22 protein-coding genes and 2 pseudogenes are annotated in these 21,444 nt (G+C 39.8%); 9 read left to right on the forward strand and 15 right to left on the reverse strand.

What is annotated here, in order from left to right; genetic code table 11:
* Positions 1–32 precede the first annotated feature (32 nt).
* The 3 genes from cobT to PVV69_RS07115 all read right to left on the reverse strand — a co-directional run bounded on the left by cobT (position 33) and on the right by PVV69_RS07115 (position 3,896).
* Positions 33–1,931 carry a cobaltochelatase subunit CobT gene (gene cobT / locus PVV69_RS07105; RefSeq protein WP_273756263.1) on the reverse strand — a complete coding sequence of 633 codons (1,899 nt, stop codon included), beginning with the start codon at positions 1,929–1,931 and terminating at the stop codon, positions 33–35.
* 14 nt (positions 1,932–1,945) lie between these two features.
* Entirely contained in the window at positions 1,946–2,926 is a 981-nt protein-coding gene (gene cobS, locus PVV69_RS07110) for a cobaltochelatase subunit CobS (protein WP_273756264.1), read from the reverse strand.
* A 349-nt stretch (positions 2,927–3,275) separates the two neighbouring features.
* Positions 3,276–3,896 (reverse strand): J domain-containing protein, encoded by a 621-nt coding sequence (locus PVV69_RS07115; RefSeq protein WP_273756265.1) that lies wholly within the window; start codon positions 3,894–3,896, stop codon positions 3,276–3,278.
* Positions 3,897–4,018: 122 nt separating this feature from the next.
* Between PVV69_RS07115 and PVV69_RS07120 the strand changes: the two genes are divergently transcribed.
* Positions 4,019–4,297: a BolA family transcriptional regulator gene (locus tag PVV69_RS07120; protein WP_273756266.1), complete on the forward strand. Its 279-nt coding sequence runs from the start codon at positions 4,019–4,021 to the stop codon at positions 4,295–4,297.
* Positions 4,298–4,474: 177 nt separating this feature from the next.
* Here the strand turns inward: PVV69_RS07120 and PVV69_RS07125 are convergent, their stop codons facing one another.
* Both PVV69_RS07125 and PVV69_RS07130 read right to left on the reverse strand, forming a co-directional pair.
* Positions 4,475–5,443 carry a tyrosine recombinase XerC gene (locus PVV69_RS07125; protein WP_273756267.1) on the reverse strand — a complete coding sequence of 323 codons (969 nt, stop codon included), beginning with the start codon at positions 5,441–5,443 and terminating at the stop codon, positions 4,475–4,477.
* Positions 5,444–5,446: 3 nt separating this feature from the next.
* Positions 5,447–6,256 carry a SapC family protein gene (locus PVV69_RS07130; protein ID WP_273719743.1) on the reverse strand — a complete coding sequence of 270 codons (810 nt, stop codon included), beginning with the start codon at positions 6,254–6,256 and terminating at the stop codon, positions 5,447–5,449.
* Between the two features lie 131 nt (positions 6,257–6,387).
* On the opposite strand from PVV69_RS07130, the gene rimM reads away from it, so the two are divergent.
* The 8 genes and pseudogenes from rimM to PVV69_RS07170 all read left to right on the forward strand — a co-directional run.
* On the forward strand, positions 6,388–6,918 hold the full coding sequence (gene rimM, locus PVV69_RS07135; RefSeq protein WP_273756268.1) for a ribosome maturation factor RimM: 531 nt from the start codon (positions 6,388–6,390) through the stop codon (positions 6,916–6,918).
* A gap of 245 nt (positions 6,919–7,163) precedes the next feature.
* Entirely contained in the window at positions 7,164–7,862 is a 699-nt protein-coding gene (trmD, locus tag PVV69_RS07140; protein WP_273756269.1) for a tRNA (guanosine(37)-N1)-methyltransferase TrmD, read from the forward strand.
* 213 nt (positions 7,863–8,075) lie between these two features.
* On the forward strand, positions 8,076–8,516 hold the full coding sequence (gene rplS, locus PVV69_RS07145; protein ID WP_273719746.1) for a 50S ribosomal protein L19: 441 nt from the start codon (positions 8,076–8,078) through the stop codon (positions 8,514–8,516).
* Positions 8,517–9,021: 505 nt separating this feature from the next.
* Positions 9,022–9,423 (forward strand): succinate dehydrogenase, cytochrome b556 subunit, encoded by a 402-nt coding sequence (sdhC, locus tag PVV69_RS07150; protein ID WP_273756273.1) that lies wholly within the window; start codon positions 9,022–9,024, stop codon positions 9,421–9,423.
* An 18-nt stretch (positions 9,424–9,441) separates the two neighbouring features.
* The gene (gene sdhD / locus PVV69_RS07155) at positions 9,442–9,828 is read left to right on the forward strand and encodes a succinate dehydrogenase, hydrophobic membrane anchor protein (RefSeq protein WP_273719748.1); all 387 of its coding nucleotides are present in this window, start codon (positions 9,442–9,444) and stop codon (positions 9,826–9,828) included.
* A 5-nt stretch (positions 9,829–9,833) separates the two neighbouring features.
* Positions 9,834–11,678: a succinate dehydrogenase flavoprotein subunit gene (gene sdhA / locus PVV69_RS07160; RefSeq protein WP_273719749.1), complete on the forward strand. Its 1,845-nt coding sequence runs from the start codon at positions 9,834–9,836 to the stop codon at positions 11,676–11,678.
* Between the two features lie 14 nt (positions 11,679–11,692).
* Positions 11,693–12,472 carry a succinate dehydrogenase iron-sulfur subunit gene (locus tag PVV69_RS07165; RefSeq protein WP_273756270.1) on the forward strand — a complete coding sequence of 260 codons (780 nt, stop codon included), beginning with the start codon at positions 11,693–11,695 and terminating at the stop codon, positions 12,470–12,472.
* 64 nt (positions 12,473–12,536) lie between these two features.
* Positions 12,537–12,855: pseudogene (locus tag PVV69_RS07170) on the forward strand (4Fe-4S dicluster domain-containing protein); the annotation flags it as partial.
* Positions 12,856–14,063: 1,208 nt separating this feature from the next.
* Here the strand turns inward: PVV69_RS07170 and virB11 are convergent.
* The 10 genes and pseudogenes from virB11 to PVV69_RS07220 all read right to left on the reverse strand — a co-directional run bounded on the left by virB11 (position 14,064) and on the right by PVV69_RS07220 (position 21,235).
* Entirely contained in the window at positions 14,064–15,128 is a 1,065-nt protein-coding gene (gene virB11, locus PVV69_RS07175; RefSeq protein WP_273719751.1) for a P-type DNA transfer ATPase VirB11, read from the reverse strand.
* Positions 15,100–16,287, reverse strand: coding sequence for a type IV secretion system protein VirB10 (virB10, locus tag PVV69_RS07180; protein ID WP_273756992.1), 1,188 nt, complete (start codon positions 16,285–16,287; stop codon positions 15,100–15,102). Before virB10 ends, virB11 begins: the two co-directional genes overlap by 29 nt.
* Entirely contained in the window at positions 16,287–17,093 is an 807-nt protein-coding gene (virB9, locus tag PVV69_RS07185) for a P-type conjugative transfer protein VirB9 (RefSeq protein WP_273719753.1), read from the reverse strand. The genes virB10 and virB9 overlap by 1 nt, the downstream gene beginning before the upstream one ends.
* A 13-nt stretch (positions 17,094–17,106) precedes the next feature.
* On the reverse strand, positions 17,107–17,802 hold the full coding sequence (locus tag PVV69_RS07190; protein WP_273719754.1) for a virB8 family protein: 696 nt from the start codon (positions 17,800–17,802) through the stop codon (positions 17,107–17,109).
* On the reverse strand, positions 17,799–17,942 hold the full coding sequence (locus PVV69_RS07195; protein WP_273756993.1) for a lipoprotein: 144 nt from the start codon (positions 17,940–17,942) through the stop codon (positions 17,799–17,801). Before PVV69_RS07195 ends, PVV69_RS07190 begins: the two co-directional genes overlap by 4 nt.
* 220 nt (positions 17,943–18,162) lie before the next feature.
* Positions 18,163–19,002 carry a type IV secretion system protein gene (locus tag PVV69_RS07200; protein ID WP_273756994.1) on the reverse strand — a complete coding sequence of 280 codons (840 nt, stop codon included), beginning with the start codon at positions 19,000–19,002 and terminating at the stop codon, positions 18,163–18,165.
* 149 nt (positions 19,003–19,151) lie between these two features.
* A complete protein-coding gene (locus PVV69_RS07205; protein WP_273756995.1) occupies positions 19,152–19,880 on the reverse strand; it encodes a type IV secretion system protein in 729 nt (242 codons plus the stop codon).
* Between the two features lie 56 nt (positions 19,881–19,936).
* Positions 19,937–20,035: pseudogene (locus PVV69_RS07210) on the reverse strand (TrwG protein); the annotation flags it as partial.
* The gene (locus tag PVV69_RS07215) at positions 20,032–20,175 is read right to left on the reverse strand and encodes a lipoprotein (protein WP_273756993.1); all 144 of its coding nucleotides are present in this window, start codon (positions 20,173–20,175) and stop codon (positions 20,032–20,034) included. The gene PVV69_RS07215 and the pseudogene PVV69_RS07210, both read right to left, overlap by 4 nt.
* A gap of 220 nt (positions 20,176–20,395) precedes the next feature.
* Positions 20,396–21,235, reverse strand: a complete 840-nt coding sequence (locus PVV69_RS07220) for a type IV secretion system protein (protein WP_273756994.1) — start codon at positions 21,233–21,235, stop codon at positions 20,396–20,398.
* Positions 21,236–21,444: the final 209 nt, after the last annotated feature.

Consider the following 21,444-nt stretch of genomic DNA (forward strand, 5'->3'; position numbering starts at 1 on the left):
GAGGGAGAGCAAAATAAAAAGCACAAAGTTTTTTAATGCTTCTTAAGAGAATGAGGGTTTTTATTGCTAAAGAGGGCTTCTAATTGCTTTGTTATAGCGTTGGCGAGTTCTTCGGCATTCATAATTGTTACAGCATGCCGGTAATAGCGCGTGACATCGTGACCAATGCCAATGGCAATGAGTTCTATAGGAGAGTGTGTTTGGATTTCTTGAATCACCGCGCGTAAATGTTTTTCTAAATAATTACTGGAATTAACCGATAGTGTTGAATCATCAACAGGGGCTCCATCGGAAATGACCATGAGAATGCGACGTTGTTCACGTCGCGCTAAAAGGCGTTGATGGGCCCAAATCAATGCTTCACCGTCGATATTTTCTTTCAATAATCCCTCCTGCATCATGAGACCTAAATTGCGTCGTGCACGACGCCATGGGGTATCAGCATTTTTATAGATTATGTGGCATAAATCATTAAGGCGACCAGGATGATTGGGTTTGTTTTGGCTAAGCCACTGTTCGCGCGATTGTCCTCCTTTCCAAGTTTTGGTGGTAAAGCCTAAAATTTCAACTTTTACACCGCAACGTTCAAGAGTTTGTGCCAAAATATCCGCACAACTTGCTGCAACTGTAATGGGGCGTCCTCGCATGGAGCCTGAATTGTCAATGAGGAGTGAAACAACGGTATCGCGAAATTGGGTATTGCTTTCCATTTTGAAAGAAAGGGGTTGCATGGGATCAATGATCAGGCGTGAAAGCCGTGCGGTATCGAGATATCCTTCTTCAAGGTCAAAGGTCCAATTGCGATTTTGTTGTGCCATAAGGCGGCGTTGTAGACGATTTGCTAAGCGCCCAACAATATTTTGCAGATGATTGATTTGTCTATCAAGATAACGACGCAAGTGATCCAATTCGCTTTCAGAACAAAAATCCGTCGCCTCCAAAACTTCATCAAACTGACGGGTGAAAACTTTATAGTCAGCAAGTCTTTCTATTTGCTCTGAAACAGTAAAAAGACGTTTGGAGTGATTCGATTCTTTTTGCCTAGAACCTCTTTCTTGCTCTTTTGCATCTTTATGATTGTCATTTGACTTTGTTGCTTTGGTTTTTCCTTTGTCTTGCACGTCACTTTCTTGTTCAGTGGCGGCTTGTTCTTCGTTCTTAGTGTGTTTTGGTTTTTTGCTTTCGTTGTCTGTTTTGTTTGGCGGTTCACACGCGTTTGTTGATTTTTGATTGTTTATGTTGCTCGATGTTTCTTCAAATTGCGCCGCCATTTTTAATGCAACAAGCATTTGGCGAACAATCTGCGCAAATGCATGTTGATCGTGAATATGATGGGTCAGTTCATTGAGTTGTTTAGCAGCCTTTTGCTCAATTTCTTGACGCCATAACTCTAATACGGATCCTGCTTCTTCAGGGGGAGGGCGTTTTGTTATTTTTTCGCGCAATAAAAGCGCAATTGCTTCTTGAATGGGGGCTTCACTTTGGCTAGTAATTTTTTGATAATGAGCTCTTTGATATTTATCAGCAAGCATGCCATCAAGATTTTGTGCAATGCCTTCCATACTTAAAGTGCCGATTGCTTCAACACGTGTTTGCTCAAGAGCATCAAAGATAGCACGTGCTGCCGATTCTCGTGGGGAAAATTGTTGGTGAATGTGCGTGTCATGCCATGCTGTGCGTAGCGCCATGGAATCACCTAATCCGCGGCGGATTGTTATATCTTTATCTGTTGCCTGTTGTGGGAGTTCCGGTAAACAGGCGTGTTTTTCACTTAAAGATGGTCGGTTATGGCTAAAGGAAACTTCAAGGTTGGGCGTACCAGCAATGGCACGGATACAAGTGGAAAGCGCTTTTTTAAAAGCTTCAGCATCAAGGCCGCTGTGGGAGGAGTCATTTGTTAGGTTTTTTTGGTCACCAGTATTGGTAGCCATGATCGATATATTCCTTAAGGCGAAACACCGTGAATGAGAGATTCGAGAAGCTCTTCTCCAAAGGCACGTTGATAAAATTCTGCGACCATAGCACGTTCAAGTTCATCACATTTATTGAGAAAAGTAAGCCGAAAGGCAAAACCAGTATTTTGAAAAATTGTCGTATTTTCTGCCCACGTAATGACAGTGCGCGGGCTCATGACTGTGGAAAGATCTCCATTGATAAAAGATTGACGTACCATATCCGCAACATGAACCATTTGTGAAATCGTCTTTTTGCCCTCTGTTGTTTGAAAAGATTTGACCTTGGAACAAACAATGTCAACTTCTTTATCATGGGGTAAATAATTGAGGATCGTTACAATGGACCAACGATCCATTTGTGCTTGATTGATTTGTTGTGTACCATGATAGAGCCCTGTTGTATCACCAAGACCAACGGTATTTGCAGTAGCAAAAAGACGAAAGGCTGGATGAGGCGTGATGACACGGCTTTGATCAAGTAGGCTTAGGCGTCCAGATGCTTCAAGGACGCGCTGGATGACAAACATAACATCAGGACGTCCTGCATCATATTCATCGAAAACGAGGGCAATATTGTTTTGATAAGCCCATGGCAAAATACCTTCTTTAAATTCAGTGATTTGTAAGCCATCTTTTAAAACAATGGCATCTTTTCCTACCAAATCAATACGGCTTACATGACTGTCGAGATTAATGCGGATACAAGGCCAATTAAGACGTGCCGCAACTTGTTCAATATGTGTTGATTTACCTGTACCGTGATAGCCGGAAACCATGACACGGCGGTTAAATGCAAAACCTGCTAAAATCGCTAAAGTCGTTTGCTGATCAAAAAGATAATCGGGATCTACATCGGGAACATGGGAGCTTTTCGTACTAAAGGCTGGAACTTTCATATCCGTATCAATGTGAAACAGATCACGAGCGCAGAGTATGGTATCGGGCACATTTTCAACTGTAAGCTTTGTCATTGTTTTTCTGGAAGGGAGAGAACGCTATTTTCGGTTGTTAAAAAATGATACAGGACTTAAAGCACTTATGCAATGCCCTATGGTAAAAGTCTTAAATGTGAAAGAAACTCTTCGTGTTTTATAATATTTTGCGAAAGCAGAGATCATTCGAATGAAGAGTGAAGTTGTTAGGTGCGATTTTCCTTAGCATAAAGCAAATTTAGGGGCAAATGATAGGTGTGTAAAACATCACGAAAGCGCTCTTCTTAAAGAATGATTGTCACTATTAGAGACAGGATGGTGTTTTCTGACTTGCTCTTTTACATTTTTTATAATTCGAACAGAATAGAGCTCTTTGAATGTACGCTTTTTAGCACAAACCAGATTTTTTGAGTAAATTATAGGCATGTAAAACATCGCGAAAGCGCTCCTCTGAAGAACGGTTACCGCCATTGGAATCTGGATGATGCTTTTTTACCAGCTCTTTATATTTTGCTTTAATATCTTCAGATGTCGCGTTTGCTGGTAACCCTAAGGTATCAAAAGCTTTGGCTTCTAAAGGTTTTAGCCTTCGCGATGCATTATTGCTTGCATGACGCCCAGTAAATAGTGCGAAGGGATCACGCATACGATTTTGATAGGCAGCTGTACCAGAGCGAATTTGTGCGTAATTGGCAGCTGTTTTTTTTGATGTTCCATTGCTCAAATCCGTCGGCCACGTTGGGCGATGCCCTGTGAGAGCATCTTTTTGGAACTTGGCAATATCTTTATCACTAAGACCAGAGAAATAATTAAAATTTTTGTTATAGGCACGCACATGCTCAATGCAAAAATGGAGATACTGTCCTTCGTGATTTCGGCCCGCTGGTGCTTTATGGGATGCCGATTTTTCACACCCTTCCCATTGGCACTGTTGTGTTTCTGATTCAGCTTTTTGTTTTTTATTGGAGCTGATTCGAATTGAGTCGAATAATTTAGATGTTATTGTCATATCTTTGATTTATGCAAAATCGATTGATTTTACAAGAATTGACTTTTGAAAAAATTATTTTCACATTCGTTTGCTAGTGAAAAAAATGCTTTTGTACCATGCATTTTAGGAAGGAATAAAAAATGTCTACAACAGTTCAAACAACAATTAACAGGAAGCTTCAGGATGCTTTTCATCCACAAAAACTTGAGGTGATTAATGAGAGCCATCTGCATGAGGGACATCCACATGATGAACATGCTTTTGATGGTAAAGGAGAAACGCATTTTCGGGTGAAAATTTTCTCTTCTGCTTTTGCAGGCAAGACACGTGTAGAAATCCATCGAGCGATTTATCACGTTTTACAAAAAGAGCTTGCAACCTGTGTGCATGCTTTAGCGCTTGAGGTTGAATCGATTTAATATTTTACTTTTGTTCAAAAATTTTTAAGAGCGAAATAGAGTTTTTTCAGATATAAAAAGCGCAGAAATCTATCGGGTGATTGTATCTCAGTTTTATAGAATGGATTCGTAAATCTGTATTCGTGCTTTGGCGCTTAAGATTACATCGGTTTTATTTTCTCTTTTTGGATAAATATTTCAAGAACGTGGGTGCGCCTTTTGATAAATTTCCAATAAGTGGTCCGTATCAACGTGGGTATAGGCTTGGGTGGTGGAAAGACTCGCATGGCCGAGAAGTTCTTGAATCGTGCGTAAATCTCCTCCCCTTGATAAAAGATGTGTGGCAAAGGAATGGCGCAATGTATGGGGCGTTGCTGTTTCTGGTAAACCAAGCTGTGCTCGTAAGTTTCGCATAGCACGTTGAATGATGGCTGCTTGTAGGGGGCCACCCCTTGCACCTCGGAACATTGGTTGGTTGTCTCCTAAAGGGTATGGGCAGCATTTAAGATAATTTTGTACGGCTTCGTGAACAACGTTGATGAGAGGAACAAGGCGCGTTTTTCCTCCTTTGCCTGTTACGAATAAGCTTCTTTTCTGGGGGTCAGAAAATTGTTCGGGGGTGAGGCTTAAAGCTTCAGATATCCGTATTCCACAGCCATAGAGGAGGACGAAAACAGCAGTATTACGAGCGATAATCCATGGTTCATTTTCTTGTTGATTTTCTTGTTTTACTAAATGCAGTGCTGATTTTATCGCTAAAGGTTTTGGTAGGGATTTGGGGTGTTTTGGGGTGCGAACAAGCTTCGCAGCAGGAATGTTGACAATTCTTTCACGAGATAAGTAGCTGAAAAAAGAACGCAACCCCGCCATTCCTCGGCTCAAGGAACGCGTACTTATCTTGCTCGCACGCCGATAAGCCAAATAAGATCGCAAATCAACAACACGCAAATTGGCAAGATCATTGAAGGTTGGTTTATGTCCTAAATGTTGACAGAGAAAAGACAAAAATTGTCGCGTATCACGTTCATAGGCTTCTACTGTTTTTACAGCCATGCGACGTGTTTCGAGCAGACAATCCAGCCAATTTTTTCTTGCGCTCAAAACAGCATGATCTGCTGGAATAAGAGGAATATTTTCATCTTTTCTCGTATCATCTTTTAGGGACATTTTTTAATTGAGGGTCTCTTTCTTAGTCGGTTCTTCACTTTTCTCATTTTGTGATTGCACTTCGCTATTGGCAAGCTGTTTTTCACCTTTGAGAGAGAGTATCTTTAAAAGATTATTTGTTGACATAAGATGCGCAAAGATCAATCCTAAAAAGCCATTTTTATGGAGCTTTGCAAGTTGACTTGCGGAGAGTTTATTCAGTTTTTCTTCATCAACAATCCAAAAGTGCTCTAATTGCGCTGAAAGACCTTTGTCGTTCTTCACATTGATGGATTTTTGACTGAGAAGATCCATCTCTACAAGGGCGTCAATAAACTCAGCTGTTTTTTCCATAGCGATTTTGAAGCTTTCAAGAAAACGAATGCGCTCTTCCATAAAGGGAGAAATAGAACCATCGGAATTAAAAAGTTCTGTGCCGGTTACTTCATTAAACATGCCTGATTTTTGATCAAAGCAAACAGAAAGCTCTTTTTCATTGCTCAGTTGAGCAAGAACAAAAGGATAGCGGCGGACAAAAGCTGGAACATAAGTATTTGTTTTCCAACTCTTATCAGAGTCTATATAATCATTTTCATCGTTAGAAAGACCAACAAGAGCAGCAGATGTATAATGTCGTTTCTTTTGTTCGTCTTCTGCGGACATAAATAAAATGGGATAATCTAGTGCTGCTTGAAAATATTCACTACTTGCTAAAGGAACCCAGTGGGTGTCTTTGGCGAAAGACATATCACTTGGAGGGGCAAATTTAAGGTTTTTATGAGAAACTTTGTTGATTGGGGTGATATCTTTGTAAAATAGCATAACATTTGCCATAAGACTTCTCCTTGTATTAATTTGCTTTGTTACCAAGAAAAACTTTGAGAAAGATATGTCTCATATGGCAACAAGATTGAAAGAAAATTATTAGATTATAAGGATTCGTTTGTGAGAGATAATGTTTTTGCATGAAGTATAATCAAAAAAAGCTTAAAAATAAAGTCTATCTTGCCATTATTGGTCATGCCCATGGCATAAAAGGCGATGTTTTGGTTAAGATCTTAAGTGATAAACCGCAGTATTTAAAAACTTACGGTACTCTTTATGATGATATGGGGCGCTGTTATGAAATTGTAACGCTTCGCATGCAAAAAAACAATGCGATTGTGCATTTTAAAGGAATTGAAAATCGCAATGCTGCCGAGGCTTTAAAAGGGATTCGCCTCTATGTTAGTCGAGATCAATTGGTAGAGGATTTAACGGAGGATGAATTTTATCAAGCCGATTTAATAGGGCTTAGTATTCAAGATGGTGTTGGTCAAATCTTGGGCGAGGTGAGTGGTTTTTTTAATTTTGGCGCTGGTGATTTGCTTGAAATGCGGTTGAATACGGGTAAAACTGTGCTTATTCCCTTTAGTAAGGCAGCTGTGCCAGAAATTTGCCTTGCTGCTGGCTTTTTGGTTGTTGATCCAGTGGCAGCTGGTTTAAGTGATATATGAGAAAAGAATAAATCACCTGGAACTCCAAAAAATAACAATGAAAGTACAAAATAAAAAGGAAAAATGAAGGCATGTAAAGATGTCTTTCTTAAGCAGGATAAATTTTACAGTAGGGGATGTGGGGCTGGGACGCAGAGTCTATGGGTGCTTTTGCTTTGAATAAATATCATGGCATTGAGTATGAGCTGGTTGGTGTTGGTTTTGTACGGCTTAGGATTACAAGCTAGAGATGAAAGAATGAAAAAATGAAGTTTCAAGCGCGCATTTTAACACTTTATCCTGAAATGTTTCCTGGTTTTTTGGGTTATTCTTTAGCTGGACAAGCTTTAGCCCGAGGCATATGGTCATTGGAGACAGTGCAGATTAGAGATTTTGCTTTGGATAAACACCATAGTGTTGATGATACACCAGCTGGTGGGGGAGCTGGTATGGTGATGCGGGCGGATGTGTTAGCGGCTGCATTGGATAGTTGTCCAAATGATTCGCTACGGTTGTTGATGAGTCCTCGTGGGCGACCTTTTGATCAAAATTATGCACGTTCTCTCGCGTGTGAGACGGGTGTGACATTGGTTTGTGGACGTTTTGAAGGTGTCGATGAACGGGTCATAGAAGCGCGGAAATTGGAAGAGGTATCCATTGGAGATTATATTCTTTCAGGGGGTGAAACGGCGGCATTGGTTCTTTTGGATGCTATTATACGTCTTCTCCCTGGTGTGATGGGTAATGAGGCTTCTGCAAAATGGGAAAGTTTTGAGAATGGTTTGCTGGAACATCCTCAGTATACGCGTCCTGCTCTTTTTGAAGGACGCGCTATCCCACCGGTGTTAACATCAGGACATCACAAAGCTATTGCTGATTGGCGCCAACAACAAGCTGAATTGTTAACACTTCAACGTCGTCCTGATCTTTATGTGCGTTATGAGAAAAATCGTCATAAAACTTGATTCATATTGTAAGGTGGTGTATTGCATGGCTCTCTTTTTAGAGAATTTTTATATAAGGTTTTTCTGTAGTTCCAAAATTAAAATCAAGGAATGGTGTATTCGCTCCTGTGTAATGCATAGCCTAAAGAACTTCTTTTCTTTGTATGAGAGAGCTTTTTTCGGCAAGAGTTGAGCGCTCTGACTGTTCGATAAAGAACATGAAGGATAAAGGAAATGAATATTATCGCACAGCTCGAAGCTGAACAATGTGCAAAAATTGAAGCAAAACGCCAACTGCCTGCTTTTAAACCAGGAGATACCGTTCGTGTTATGGTGCGCGTGACCGAAGGAACACGTACCCGTGTTCAAGCTTATGAAGGAATTTGTATTGCACGTTCAGGTGGTGGGTTGAATGAAACGTTCACTGTGCGCAAGATTTCTTATGGTGAAGGCGTTGAACGGGTCTTTCCGGTTTATTCTCCTCTTATTGAGGGGGTTGAGCTGGTGCGCCGCGGTAAAGTACGCCGTGCAAAGCTCTATTATCTTCGTGGTTTGAGAGGTAAAGCTGCACGTATCGCTGAAAAGAGAGATTACCGCAAAAAAAGTGAAAAGGTTGCTGAAATCGCAAAAGCCGCAGCTGTCAGTGAAGAGGCATCAACGCAAGCCGCTGAATAAAGACTGCTTGTCGCTGAAATTTGTGCAAGAGTGACTTTATATTACATATTTTTATCCTGCATGATTCGTATATCCAGTTAAAGGAGTGGCTTTGAGGATGCCTAAAAATGTTAGGCCTCTCAAAGTCTCTGTATTTTGTTTCTCTTAAATTATAGTGTGAAACTCAAGTTCTTTTGGCGATATTGTTGGTATTTAAAAATAGGCATCAATATGCTTGGAAAAATGTATGTTTTATTTTGTGAAATGATGTTAGACCTTTGACGTGAGAGTAAAATTGTATTAGATTAAAGCCTGTTTTACGGATACATGTTGGTAAAACAATCGGTTTTTTTATGCGTGACCTTTAATCCGTTATTTGAGACAACCGACCTGTAATATTGGCATTTTGAAATGCCAAATAAATGGAAATGATCATGAATCCAGTCATTTTGTGCGAACCTTATCGCTCATCATGGGGGTGCATCGTCATGATGAGGTTGTAGTAAAAGCCAGGTCAGGATATTTTATGGCAGAAACAATTAGGATAAAAGAGCGCCCTCGTTCTCCTCATATAAGTATTTATCGTTGGACCATTACGATGGCTATGTCAATTGCACATCGTATCACCGGTATGGCTCTTTATTTTGGAATGGTCTTTCTCGCTCTTTGGTTAATGGCGGTGGCTTGTGGAGCTGAGGCATTTAAAACAATTCAGGAGATTTATAGTTCTTTGCCTGGGCTTTGTATCTTGTTTCTTTATACCCTTGCTGGGGTTCATCACATGGTGGGCGGACTTCGTCATATTGTTTGGGATCTGAAACCTTGCCTTTTAGATAAAAAAAAGGCAACTGTAACTGCCTGGGCAACAGTGTTTATTTCTCTTATTGTTACTCTTACGATTTGGATTGTTGGATATAACATTGTTTAGCTGGGGGTGGAGAGGGCTATGAAAAAAGATTTTCGAACGGAACTTGCCAAAGTACGTGGACGTGGAAGTGCACATGAGGGAACAGAGCATTTTTGGTTGCAGCGGTTGACAGGTTTTATAAATCTACCACTTTTAGTCTTTTTTATTGTTCTTATTCTCTCACTGGTTGGAGCAGATTATAGCACTGTGCGTGCACGGCTTGCTCATCCTGTCGTGGCTATTTTAATGGGGTTGTTCGCTGTTTCAGTCCTTTATCATATGAAGCTTGGAATGCAGGTGGTTATTGAAGATTATATTCCACGTGAAGGTTTCCGGATATTCTTTTTGGCATTAAACATTTTGTTTTGTTTTGTTTTGGGGGGAGTTATCATTTTTGCTCTTTTGAAAATTGCGTTAGGGGGTTAAGCAGTATGGCGAGTACAGGATCATCTCTTGGTGCTAGAGCAGGTAATGCCCCTTATTGCACTGTAGATCATAAATTCGATGTCGTTGTTGTTGGCGCAGGTGGTGCTGGTTTGCGGGCAACACTTGGGATGGCAGAGCAGGGATTAAAAACAGCCTGTATCACAAAAGTTTTTCCTACACGGTCGCATACGGTTGCTGCACAAGGTGGTATTGCCGCCTCGCTTTCCAATATGGGGCCTGATAATTGGCAGTGGCATTTATATGATACCGTGAAAGGATCTGATTGGTTGGGCGATACCGATGCAATGGAATATTTGGTACGGAACGCCCCTGCTGCTGTCTATGAATTAGAACATTATGGGGTGCCTTTTTCACGGACGCAAGAAGGTAAAATTTATCAACGTCCCTTTGGTGGGCATACAACACAATTTGGTGAAGGTCCACCTGTGCAGAGGACTTGTGCGGCGGCTGATCGCACGGGACATGCCATTTTGCATACCCTTTATGGACAGAGTTTAAAACATAATGCACAATTCTTTATTGAATATTTTGCGCTTGATCTCATTATGACTGATGGTGTGTGTACAGGGGTTGTAGCGTGGAACCTTGATGATGGTACAATACACCGTTTTTCTGCCAAGATGGTTGTTCTGGCAACCGGTGGCTATGGACGTGCTTATTTTTCAGCAACATCAGCTCATACCTGTACGGGTGATGGTGGGGGAATGATCGCCCGTGCTGGATTACCACTTCAAGATATGGAATTTGTGCAATTTCATCCTACAGGGATTTATGGTTCGGGTTGCTTAATTACAGAAGGCGCGCGTGGTGAGGGAGGCTATTTGATCAATTCTGAAGGTGAGCGCTTTATGGAACGCTATGCACCTTCCTTTAAAGATTTGGCTTCGCGGGATTTGGTTTCACGCTGTATAACCCTTGAAATTCGTGAAGGGCGCGGCGTTGGTCCAAGAAAGGACCATATCCATTTGGTCCTCAGTCATATTGATCCTGCTATCTTGCATGAACGTTTACCAGGGATTTCTGAATCAGCACGGATTTTCGCAGGAGTTGATGTGACAAAAGAACCGATCCCCATCCTTCCAACAGTGCATTATAATATGGGCGGTATTCCTACCAATTATTACGGAGAAGTTCTCAATCCAACCGCTGATTCGCCTGATCGTGTTCAACCAGGTTTGATGGCGGTGGGCGAGGCTGGATGTGCCTCTGTTCACGGCGCTAATCGTTTGGGATCAAATTCATTAATTGATTTGGTCGTGTTTGGTCGTGCCGCTGCAATTCGTGCTGGTGAAGTAATTGATCGAGATGCGGAAATTCCTCCTCTTAATGAGGTTGCTGTTGACGAAATTATCGCGCGTTTTGATCGATTGCGGTTTGCTCGAGGAACAATGCCAACAGCTGTATTGCGTGAAAAAATGCAGCGCACTATGCAAGAAGATGCTGCTGTCTTCCGTACCGAAGATTCGTTGCAACAAGGATGTCGAAGAATAAGTCAAATTTGGGGTGAATTAGCTGATCTTAAAGTCACGGATCGCTCATTGATATGGAATTCTGATTTGGTCGAAACATTAGAGCTTGAGAATCTGATGGCCAATGCAATTACCACTGTTTATTCTGCAGAAGCGCGTTTAGAAAGTCGGGGTGCTCATGCACGTGAAGATTATCCAGAGCGGGACGATAAAAATTGGCGTAAACATACGCTTTCTCATTTGTCCAAAGATGGGAAGGTGACTTTATCCTATCGACCTGTCCATATTGATCCATTAACATCTGAAGCAGATGGTGGTATCGACTTAAAGCGCATTGCACCTAAAAAACGTGTTTACTGAGGGGAGAATGGATTATGGTACAAATTAAGCTTCCCAAAAATTCTCAGGTAAAACCAGGAAAGGTGTGGCCTAAACCTGAAGGTGCTACACAACTAACAGAATTTCATGTTTATCGTTGGTCACCGGATGATGAGGAGAATCCGCATCTGGATACCTATTATGTAGATCGCTCCGCTTGTGGTCCTATGATTCTGGATGGGCTTTTGTTTATTAAGAATCATATTGATCCAACTTTAACACTTCGTCGATCATGCCGTGAAGGTATTTGTGGTTCGTGTGCTATGAATATTGATGGAGCCAATACGCTGGCTTGTACCAAAGGTATGGATGATGTAAAGCATCCCATTAAGGTCTATCCTTTGCCTTCTATGCCGGTAGTTAAAGATTTGGTTCCTGATTTAAAGCGCTTTTATGCACAACATCGTGTGATTGAACCTTGGCTGCAAACCGTTTCACCTGAACCTGCTAAAGAATGGTTACAAAGTCATTCTGACCGGCAAAAAATTGATGGTCTTTATGAATGTATTTTGTGCGCCTGTTGTCAGACTTCATGTCCCAGTTATTGGTGGAATGGCGATCGATATTTGGGGCCAGCTATTTTGCTCCAAGCTTATCGCTGGATTGCTGATTCTCGTGATGAAATGTGTGGTGAGCGTCTCGATAATTTAGAGGATCCCTTCCGCCTTTATCGGTGCCATACGATTATGAATTGTGCGCAAACTTGTCCAAAGGGGCTCAATCCTGCAAAGGCAATTGCTGAGATTAAAAAACTCATGGTTGAACGCCGTCTTTAAAAGTTCATCTGTTCATGAGGGTAAAGTAGGGGGGGCTCCCTATTTTTGTATTTTTTGTCCCAAAGAGAGTCTTTATGAATGTATTCTGTGCGTCTGTTGTCAGACTTCATGTCCCAGTTATTGGTGGAATGGTGATCGCCCTTTGGAGCCAGCTATTTTGCTCCAAGCTTATCGCTTAGATTGGCTTACTCTCGTGATGAAATGTGTGGTGAGGGTTTCGATAATTTGAGAGGTTCCCTTCCGCCTTTATCGGTGCCATAGGATTATGAATTGTGCGCAAACTTGTCCCAAAGGGGCTCAATCCCGCAAAGGCAATTGCTGAGATTAAAAACTCATGGTTGAGTGGTGCCTTTAGAAATTTATCCCTTATAAGCGGAATGTGAAAAGCAAGAAAGTATGCGTGCTTTTTAAGCTCTTTGGGATGATACACAGGATTAAATCTATAAAAGCTTATTGGCTTTTATATGCGCATCAAAAATAGTTTTTATCGCTTCTTAAAAAGGATGCTTCTTCTTTTTAACAAAAGAGATGTCTCATTCAGAAATATATCTTGAATGCCAACAATAAGCTGTAAAGAATTTATTATTGCCTGAATGGTTTCAGTTTTCAGAGAAATTATGCTTGATCCTGATAAATCTTTATGGAGGCTCAGTTTATATTCTTTTACATTGTTCTATAAAAAAGGGGAATTTTTGCTATCGTTTAGGTTTTTATTTTATCATTAAACTTTATTGTTGCTTCTATAAAAGTGAAAGAAATTTGTTTGCACAACCAAAATACTTTTTTATTTATTTTTTGGTATAAAAGCTATTTCTTAGCATGAGAAATGAACTTTAGCTAATAGCATCAATAATTCATCACGTTTATTATTGCATTCATTATCTCATAGCTTTTGAATAGGAAAGACAGGTTGTGTATGTTTTTCAAGCGAAAGTTTACAATACATAAGTGTTTCTGTAATTAGGAAGTGGTCTATAATATTGCAAAATTATGCTAAAGCATAAACTATAAAAGTAGGATCAGTTTGCATAAAAAACAGTGAATTGCTTTCAAGATATTTTCAGATGTAAGTATGTTTTTTTACAAAATAAAATATGGCGCGAAGAGAACTTCAATGGCAATTGCTCGTAACCACAAGATAATGAGAGGTAATATATTCTCTCTGAGAAAATTGACATGTGATTTGTTGCTGCTTAATTGTTTATAATGCGACTGAGTTGTTCGTGTTGGTAGACTCTATAAAGGCATTTTTTGATTAACAAGCAGCTATGTTGATGACGAGAAAGTGAAATATAGAATTTTAAACGATAAGTTATTGCTTTTATGATGACAAATATTTCATAGAATCTTCATTGATATGTAAATTAAGAGCTATTCCTCTTTTTGCATAAAAAATATGCTTTTCAAAAAATGAGTAAAACAATCAAAAGCAATAAGAGTTTTGTGTGGATTTATCTTTTCTCATAGAGTCGTATCATCAATTTTTTATCTCTTTTGTTATGAGAGCATGAAGGTTTATTTCAAAAGGTCTATAAAAAGCCGCAACAAATTGTCACGGCTGTTATTGTCTGTATAATACTGAAGAGTTCCCTTAAACAATCTTCGATTTAGAAAAAATTGGATCATAAAAGACTTCAGAGAGTTTTCTATCTTTGAAGAACAACACCACATCTACTGTCGTGTAAAGCACGATCTTTATCATTTCTATATCAAGTTGACGGCCAATTTCTGATCTTTTGATCAGTGTGGCACATCGCTCAAACGTTTGCAAAGCATTGTTGGCGTGTGTTGTTGTAATTGATCCTGGATGCCCAGTATTCAATGAGTTGAGATATTCCCACGCTTCGTTGCCACGCAATTCGGCAAGAAAAATACGGTCAGGCGACTGACGCAAACATGCATCTAAGCACTCATCAGCAGAAACACGACCTGCACCATTACCATAAAGCATATGTACATGATTGGGATGATTAGGTAGAAAAAGTTCATGAACATCCTCAATGGTGATAATACGTTCTTCTACGGGAACTTTTTCAATGAGTGAGCGAGCAAATGTTGTTTTACCCGATCCCGTTTTTCCAGCAATGATGATATTGCGTTTGTAGAGTACACACTGTTCCAAAAATTCAAGAATTTTTCTCTCACGTTTAAGACTTAAAAGTTGTACTTCAAATGGCTCTAGTCGTGTGAAATCTTGCTTGGATAACAAGCTATTTGCTTCTTTTTCTGAAGGCTTATTAAAGCTTACATCGGTAAAACCATTAAATGCACCTTCCTTCTCAAGTTCCTCTAGTGTCTTAACCGTGAGAGAATGCTTGCGAATCACAAAAGATAGTGCACCATCAATGACAGCCGGCGTTTGTACAATTGTACCACGTTGCCCACCAGGCAAGCGCACATAATTAATGCTTCTGGGAGCCATACCATTATAAACGATAAGAGCTCTAATAAGCGTTTGCAAAAAAGCCATCGTTAATTCTGGTACGTTATGTACCTGCCAACCCTCAAAGCTTTTTGTCCACACTTCACAGGGGCGGCAAATTGATAATTCAGTGATTTTGGGATCTTCTAAGAAACAATCAAGCGGTTGCAGAAGCTGTGCAACTGCCTGATCTTTCTGTATTTTATTAACGTGTAACGAGGCTGTAGACATCACTGAAATCCAAATCTCGAGCAACAAAAATATTCACTCGCTCGCCTTGATTTTTATAAAGTGTTGGTGGAATGTTAATGGAGTTTTGAAGAACATCATTCACTATCGATTGAGCATTTTGCACGCCCTGGGGCAGTGCTTGTTCTTTATTCTCTTTGTCCTCTTTATTTTCCTTACCTCTTCGCCAGATTTTATCCTTTACCCATTCTCCTAAATCACCGATTATGCTTACCATGATTGCTCCACCAAACCGTTGCCAAAAATGCGTATCGACCCAACCACCGATACCAGCTTCTCCAAGGGGGCCAGTACCAGGTGAGTCAAGATTGACGATAACACCGGAAGGTGTTTCAATACGTGACCATTGTACGAAAACACGCGTTTGCCCTTGCTGTATGCCGCTTTGGTAAAAACCAATGACCTTAGAACCACGATCGAGCAAAACAACCCGGCCACTCGTAGAATAAACATCGCGTGTTAAATGACATGTTGTCATGCCTGGTTGTGTGGTAATAATCTTCGTCTCTAATGTGCAATCTATCTGCGTTCCCTGCGTAATCAAGAGATCACGATTATGGAGTTGCGCAGCATAGGATTGGCCTAATCGTACCGGCTGTAGGTTATCGAATAGTACACCGCTATTTTGATCATTGTTAGATGCTTTATTCTTTGAACTTTCTGCAGAGCCTTCACTACTGCCACCGTTGTTTAGACCAGAACTGAACATGCGCTTGCGTGCCAATTCTTCAGCATCTTGCATCAAATGTGGTGGAATCGTTGTTTGGAGAAGTTTCGTTAAAGCTGCAGGAAGTTCCGATGTTGTGTCTTCTGCTGGTGTTGTTTTTTCATTCTCTTCTACAACTTTCGGTTCTTCTATAACACGAGGGGTATAACTTGGTATAATTTGCTGTACCGTCTGTTGAGGCTTTTCTTCTTCAACTTCTGCGCTATTACGCATTTTTAAAGCTTTCCAAGTCAAAGCAATTGGTACTGCTATTATGACAACCAGTCCTATCATTAATAATGCACGTGCACCAGGAATCGTTGGACGGCGCTCTAAACCTAATTCAGAGCTCCCATATGCACCTTCAATATGTCTTTGCTCAATATAGCCTGGTTCAGCATTTTTGTTGATTTCATCCCCTTTCTTGTCGCCAAACATTACTTTCCTCCTTTATTAACGCGATGAACCACCGAAGATATTGTCCCAGTTGTGTTTGGTATACCATTGGGATCATAGGCTTCATTAAAAATAGCTAAAGCACGTTTGCCAAGCCGTATGAGCCACTTAGGATTTACTTTATGAACGGCAATAATATCATTGGAACTACCTACAACGGTCCGTGGTATTAAGCTTTCATTGCCTTCAGCGTCTACTACGTAAATTGATGGCATGTCCATGTTGGCAGGAAATTTGAAATAGGTAATACGTCCATTGTCCCAAGCGTTTATCGGAGCAATATCTTGGTTACCACTCATGGTGTAGCTTAGGTTATAACCTTTCACCCCTTGGTGAAAACCACGTTCAATAGCAAGGCGATGAGTATTCTCATCTAATTTTTGGGTATTTGTATCGGGATAATGGAAAGCTAATTCGTAGGTTGCTCCAGCACGGTCATTTCTAAATTGTAGTCGAAATTTATAGCTCCGTTTGTCAGTTACAACAATGAGATTGGTATTAGCAAGTTCTGCTTTGGGCTTGATAAAGATATGCCGTCCCTTATGGGCAAAGGCATAGGCATCCGAATCACCAAAAGCATGTGTGATATACTGTTCGCCTTCTTCAAGGATAATATGTGTTGCCACACCGAGAACAGTTTCAATTTGAACTACATCAGCTACATTATACATGACATAGCGAATGCGGTGATCATATTGTGAATGAGATGGGGTCTTAAGTGCTTGTACAGGTAGTGTATAAAGAGAGGAAAACGAAAACAGTAGAGCAACGAACACAATTTTTTTCATAACAATCAATCCCTTAATTATTCAACAGTATTTCCGGATCAGCACGGTAACTTGTTACTTGGAAGCCAAGGGGATTAAGCAATCGATCAGATGATTTCATTGGTGCACCAACATAAGTATAACCAATTGTTGCGATTTGGTGTTGTTTTGGCCCAACTGCGCCACTGCTTTCATGTTGTTGTGTGGTGAAACGCACTGTTGCTTGACCACGTCCATTGGGTTGGATCGAGCGTACTTTAACTGTGATACGTGCCTTGTTAGAAAGCACTTTATCACGGGCATCTTCACCTTCATAAATTTTATAAAATTCCTGTTGAACAGCTCCCGCACTTAAAAGCGCTGTTGTGTCATAGTTTAGCTGAATAGTGTCGTAGTCGTAAGTTTCACGATTAAGGACATATTGATTGAGCCAATATCTGTCTACAACTTCACCATAGCTGGTTTCATGCTCGCGCATTATAGAAATGACATCGACCGCGCCAGTGGTGTTATCAACGCGTAGCACCAAGGGCGTTGGAGCTGGTTGGGAGAAGCCAACGACTCCACATATCATGCCAAACAACCCAAAAATGCCAACAGCACCTGCGACACGCCATGCCGTCTTACGCGATTTTATAAATTCGTTTATGAGTTCACGTTCTAAGCCTCTGCTTTCTTCATAATAACTGTTAAGTTGTTGAGCTTTTACTGGTTTAACTTGTTTTTTCATATGGTTCCTCGCTGAATTTCGGCAGGGACTGTTTTATTAATCGGTACACGGTTCCAATTACTTGGTTGCTTTGGCTTTGGAGCTAATCCGCAAGCGGATAGAAAATTCGCAATCAAAATTGCAAAAACGATTTTTTTCATTTTCATACTCCTATTTTACAACTGTAATGTATGCTTGTATCATTTTTTTGTCATTATTTCAATTTTGATTATAAAATATATTGCCTATAATTGTGTTTATTATTTCTTTATTGTTTATGGAAATGTTCAGTCATAGTGCAGATATTTTTTACTGTGCTATTGGAATATTCTGGTTATTTGCTTATGCGGATATTATCGGTTACATTGTTTCTTGCACTATCTAATATCTCCAGAGGTGTCTAAATGTAACACCTTTTGCCAAAGAATTAGCAATGCTTGATAGCTTAAACAATAGTACAATAGAGATAATGGATAAGATGAGGGCTCCACCAAGCGCATAACCCACATTTTGTTTTCCGTCGAATTTCAGATCGGTCATATAATTTGCAAAGATTTCCATCATCAGACTAAATATGATTGCTATGAGTACCAAGAAAATTGTATAATTTAAGATTTGAGCGATCCATCTTTCGAAAAACTGATAAGTTGGTTGCCAAAGCAAGGCAACGATGAAAAGTGGTCCGAGTCCCACCAGCAGAGCAAGTGCGATTTTTGCTAGCAAGATGAACGCACCACCTATTGCTGCGAGGAAGCTTGTTGCAAGCAAGATAAGAATACCAAAGAGGCCGTAAAGGAGCCCATCAGCATCTAAGAAAGCAGCTTCTTCAAAAGCTTTGCTTGCACTTTCGAACCCTCTTTCGGCAACTTTATCAATCAAGCTAGCTAATTGTTTGTCCTGTGGTGGATTATTTATGAGCGCGGCTGACAAGTCATGGGGCATTGTTGTTATTATATTCGTGATTTCTGGTTGATAAAGTCCTGCAGTTAATGCAATTGAAGTAATAATACTCACTCGCAGGCAACGGCTTAGGAATCCAGAGAGTGGCATGTCTATTGCACCACGCATAATAAGCCACCCATATATAATGAAAGTGATGCTGAGACCGACTGATACGAAAGGTGTAATTGTAGCAATTGCGTTGGAGGAAATGTCTGTAACGTATGTTTTTGTTGCCTGATCAATGTGATTGAACAGTTGCGTGAACATTTTGAAGTCCATGGCATTCCTCTTTAGTAAATTTTCAATTTTTTGTTACTTTGCAACATGACTGTGTTTTGTGAGGTTTATTTGTATATACACAATTGTTTAAGTGTTTTCGAATGTGGAGAAAAAAGGTCTCGATGGCACAGAAAAACTGTTAACTGAATCTATCTTATAGTAGGCATTTGTTTATTCATACTTGCAAGAATTTGCACATTGCGCTTACGCTTTAATCTTTGAATGAGTGTTTTTTCAATGTCGTGTGAATGTATGACCATTTGTAGCTTCGTCGATTCATTTTGAATCATAGCTAGCATACCGTTCATGCGCGTTTTCATTTCTTCTACACCTTTTAAATCAGTCATTTTATCAAGGGTAAGCAACATTCCTGCGATTTTCTCAAAACGATTTTCTATTTCCTGAAAAATATGTAGAGATATAGCTTTACTGATAATTGTTGCATATTGGCTGCGCTCATCAATAGTTTCTCGTGCGTCTTGGACAGAAGAAGTGCGAAGATAATTTTCGTCTTTTACCATTTCTTTGAAGAGTTGGGGAATTTTCTTACCGAGCTCTGTCTGTTTTTTATCATTATAAATAAGCTGTGGGTTTAGAAAAAATAATTCACCATCATCATCGTTATATACTCGACTTCTTGTTCTGGTGCCGGTTATAGAATAACGCATTTTATCTAGAGACTCAATTTGTTCTTTCAATAACTCTATCTCAGAATCGGATTTAACTGGATAACTCACATTGACTGTTTGTAATTCATAATCAGCTACCGTAAGAGATTTTTGTTCAACGCCTACTGGTTTATAAAATAGATGTTCTTCTCCGTAGCTTGGTATTCCAGAAAATACACTTATTACCGCTGCAATAAACAGCCTTTTCATATTTTACTCCTTTTAATTATTTCATATTTTAGAAGGATGGACAATTACATCGCTAATTTCACAAATTTGTTTATGAGTCCACGTTCTAAGCCTCTGCTTTCTTCATAATAACTGTTAAGTTGTTGAGCTTTTACTGGTTTAACTTGTTTTTTCATATGGTTCCTCGCTGAATTTCGGCAGGGACTGTTTTATTAATCGGTACACGGTTCCAATTACTTGGTTGCTTTGGCTTTGGAGCTAATCCGCAAGCGGATAGAAAATTCGCAATCAAAATTGCAAAAACGATTTTTTTCATTTTCATACTCCTATTTTACAACTGTAATGTATGCTTGTATCATTTTTTTGTCATTATTTCAATTTTGATTATAAAATATATTGCCTATAATTGTGTTTATTATTTCTTTATTGTTTATGGAAATGTTCAGTCATAGTGCAGATATTTTTTACTGTGCTATTGGAATATTCTGGTTATTTGCTTATGCGGATATTATCGGTTACATTGTTTCTTGCACTATCTAATATCTCCAGAGGTGTCTAAATGTAACACCTTTTGCCAAAGAATTAGCAATGCTTGATAGCTTAAACAATAGTACAATAGAGATAATGGATAAGATGAGGGCTCCACCAAGCGCATAACCCACATTTTGTTTTCCGTCGAATTTCAGATCGGTCATATAATTTGCAAAGATTTCCATCATCAGACTAAATATGATTGCTATGAGTACCAAGAAAATTGTATAATTTAAGATTTGAGCGATCCATCTTTCGAAAAACTGATAAGTTGGTTGCCAAAGCAAGGCAACGATGAAAAGTGGTCCGAGTCCCACCAGCAGAGCAAGTGCGATTTTTGCTAGCAAGATGAACGCACCACCTATTGCTGCGAGGAAGCTTGTTGCAAGCAAGATAAGAATACCAAAGAGGCCGTAAAGGAGCCCATCAGCATCTAAGAAAGCAGCTTCTTCAAAAGCTTTGCTTGCACTTTCGAACCCTCTTTCGGCAACTTTATCAATCAAGCTAGCTAATTGTTTGTCCTGTGGTGGATTATTTATGAGCGCGGCTGACAAGTCATGGGGCATTGTTGTTATTATATTCGTGATTTCTGGTTGATAAAGTCCTGCAGTTAATGCAATTGAAGTAATAATACTCACTCGCAGGCAACGGCTTAGGAATCCAGAGAGTGGCATGTCTATTGCACCACGCATAATAAGCCACCCATATATAATGAAAGTGATGCTGAGACCGACTGATACGAAAGGTGTAATTGTAGCAATTGCGTTGGAGGAAATGTCTGTAACGTATGTTTTTGTTGCCTGATCAATGTGATTGAACAGTTGCGTGAACATTTTGAAGTCCATGGCATTCCTCTTTAGTAAATTTTCAATTTTTTGTTACTTTGCAACATGACTGTGTTTTGTGAGGTTTATTTGTATATACACAATTGTTTAAGTGTTTTCGAATGTGGAGAAAAAAGGTCTCGATGGCACAGAAAAACTGTTAACTGAATCTATCTTATAGTAGGCATTTGTTTATTCATACTTGCAAGAATTTGCACATTGCGCTTACG

Source organism: Bartonella sp. MM73XJBT (assembly GCF_028618465.1).
In the GTDB taxonomy this organism is placed as follows: Bacteria; Pseudomonadota; Alphaproteobacteria; order Rhizobiales; family Rhizobiaceae; genus Bartonella.

What these genes read in the sequence shown, in the direction of transcription:
- PVV69_RS07115 (WP_273756265.1), bottom strand. Translation starts at nt 3,896, where the DNA reads ATGACAATAACATCTAAATTATTCGACTCAATTCGAATCAGCTCCAAT.
- cobT (WP_273756263.1), bottom strand. Translation starts at nt 1,931, where the DNA reads ATGGCTACCAATACTGGTGACCAAAAAAACCTAACAAATGACTCCTCC.
- PVV69_RS07125 (WP_273756267.1), bottom strand. Translation starts at nt 5,443, where the DNA reads ATGTCCCTAAAAGATGATACGAGAAAAGATGAAAATATTCCTCTTATT.
- PVV69_RS07200 (WP_273756994.1), bottom strand. Translation starts at nt 19,002, where the DNA reads ATGGACTTCAAAATGTTCACGCAACTGTTCAATCACATTGATCAGGCA.
- sdhC (WP_273756273.1), top strand. Translation starts at nt 9,022, where the DNA reads ATGGCAGAAACAATTAGGATAAAAGAGCGCCCTCGTTCTCCTCATATA.
- virB10 (WP_273756992.1), bottom strand. Translation starts at nt 16,287, where the DNA reads ATGTTTGGCGACAAGAAAGGGGATGAAATCAACAAAAATGCTGAACCA.
- PVV69_RS07130 (WP_273719743.1), bottom strand. Translation starts at nt 6,256, where the DNA reads ATGGCAAATGTTATGCTATTTTACAAAGATATCACCCCAATCAACAAA.
- PVV69_RS07220 (WP_273756994.1), bottom strand. Translation starts at nt 21,235, where the DNA reads ATGGACTTCAAAATGTTCACGCAACTGTTCAATCACATTGATCAGGCA.
- PVV69_RS07165 (WP_273756270.1), top strand. Translation starts at nt 11,693, where the DNA reads ATGGTACAAATTAAGCTTCCCAAAAATTCTCAGGTAAAACCAGGAAAG.
- sdhA (WP_273719749.1), top strand. Translation starts at nt 9,834, where the DNA reads ATGGCGAGTACAGGATCATCTCTTGGTGCTAGAGCAGGTAATGCCCCT.
- rimM (WP_273756268.1), top strand. Translation starts at nt 6,388, where the DNA reads ATGAAGTATAATCAAAAAAAGCTTAAAAATAAAGTCTATCTTGCCATT.
- PVV69_RS07120 (WP_273756266.1), top strand. Translation starts at nt 4,019, where the DNA reads ATGTCTACAACAGTTCAAACAACAATTAACAGGAAGCTTCAGGATGCT.
- virB9 (WP_273719753.1), bottom strand. Translation starts at nt 17,093, where the DNA reads ATGAAAAAAATTGTGTTCGTTGCTCTACTGTTTTCGTTTTCCTCTCTT.
- cobS (WP_273756264.1), bottom strand. Translation starts at nt 2,926, where the DNA reads ATGACAAAGCTTACAGTTGAAAATGTGCCCGATACCATACTCTGCGCT.
- PVV69_RS07205 (WP_273756995.1), bottom strand. Translation starts at nt 19,880, where the DNA reads ATGAAAAGGCTGTTTATTGCAGCGGTAATAAGTGTATTTTCTGGAATA.
- PVV69_RS07190 (WP_273719754.1), bottom strand. Translation starts at nt 17,802, where the DNA reads ATGAAAAAACAAGTTAAACCAGTAAAAGCTCAACAACTTAACAGTTAT.
- rplS (WP_273719746.1), top strand. Translation starts at nt 8,076, where the DNA reads ATGAATATTATCGCACAGCTCGAAGCTGAACAATGTGCAAAAATTGAA.
- PVV69_RS07195 (WP_273756993.1), bottom strand. Translation starts at nt 17,942, where the DNA reads ATGAAAAAAATCGTTTTTGCAATTTTGATTGCGAATTTTCTATCCGCT.
- PVV69_RS07215 (WP_273756993.1), bottom strand. Translation starts at nt 20,175, where the DNA reads ATGAAAAAAATCGTTTTTGCAATTTTGATTGCGAATTTTCTATCCGCT.
- trmD (WP_273756269.1), top strand. Translation starts at nt 7,164, where the DNA reads ATGAAGTTTCAAGCGCGCATTTTAACACTTTATCCTGAAATGTTTCCT.
- sdhD (WP_273719748.1), top strand. Translation starts at nt 9,442, where the DNA reads ATGAAAAAAGATTTTCGAACGGAACTTGCCAAAGTACGTGGACGTGGA.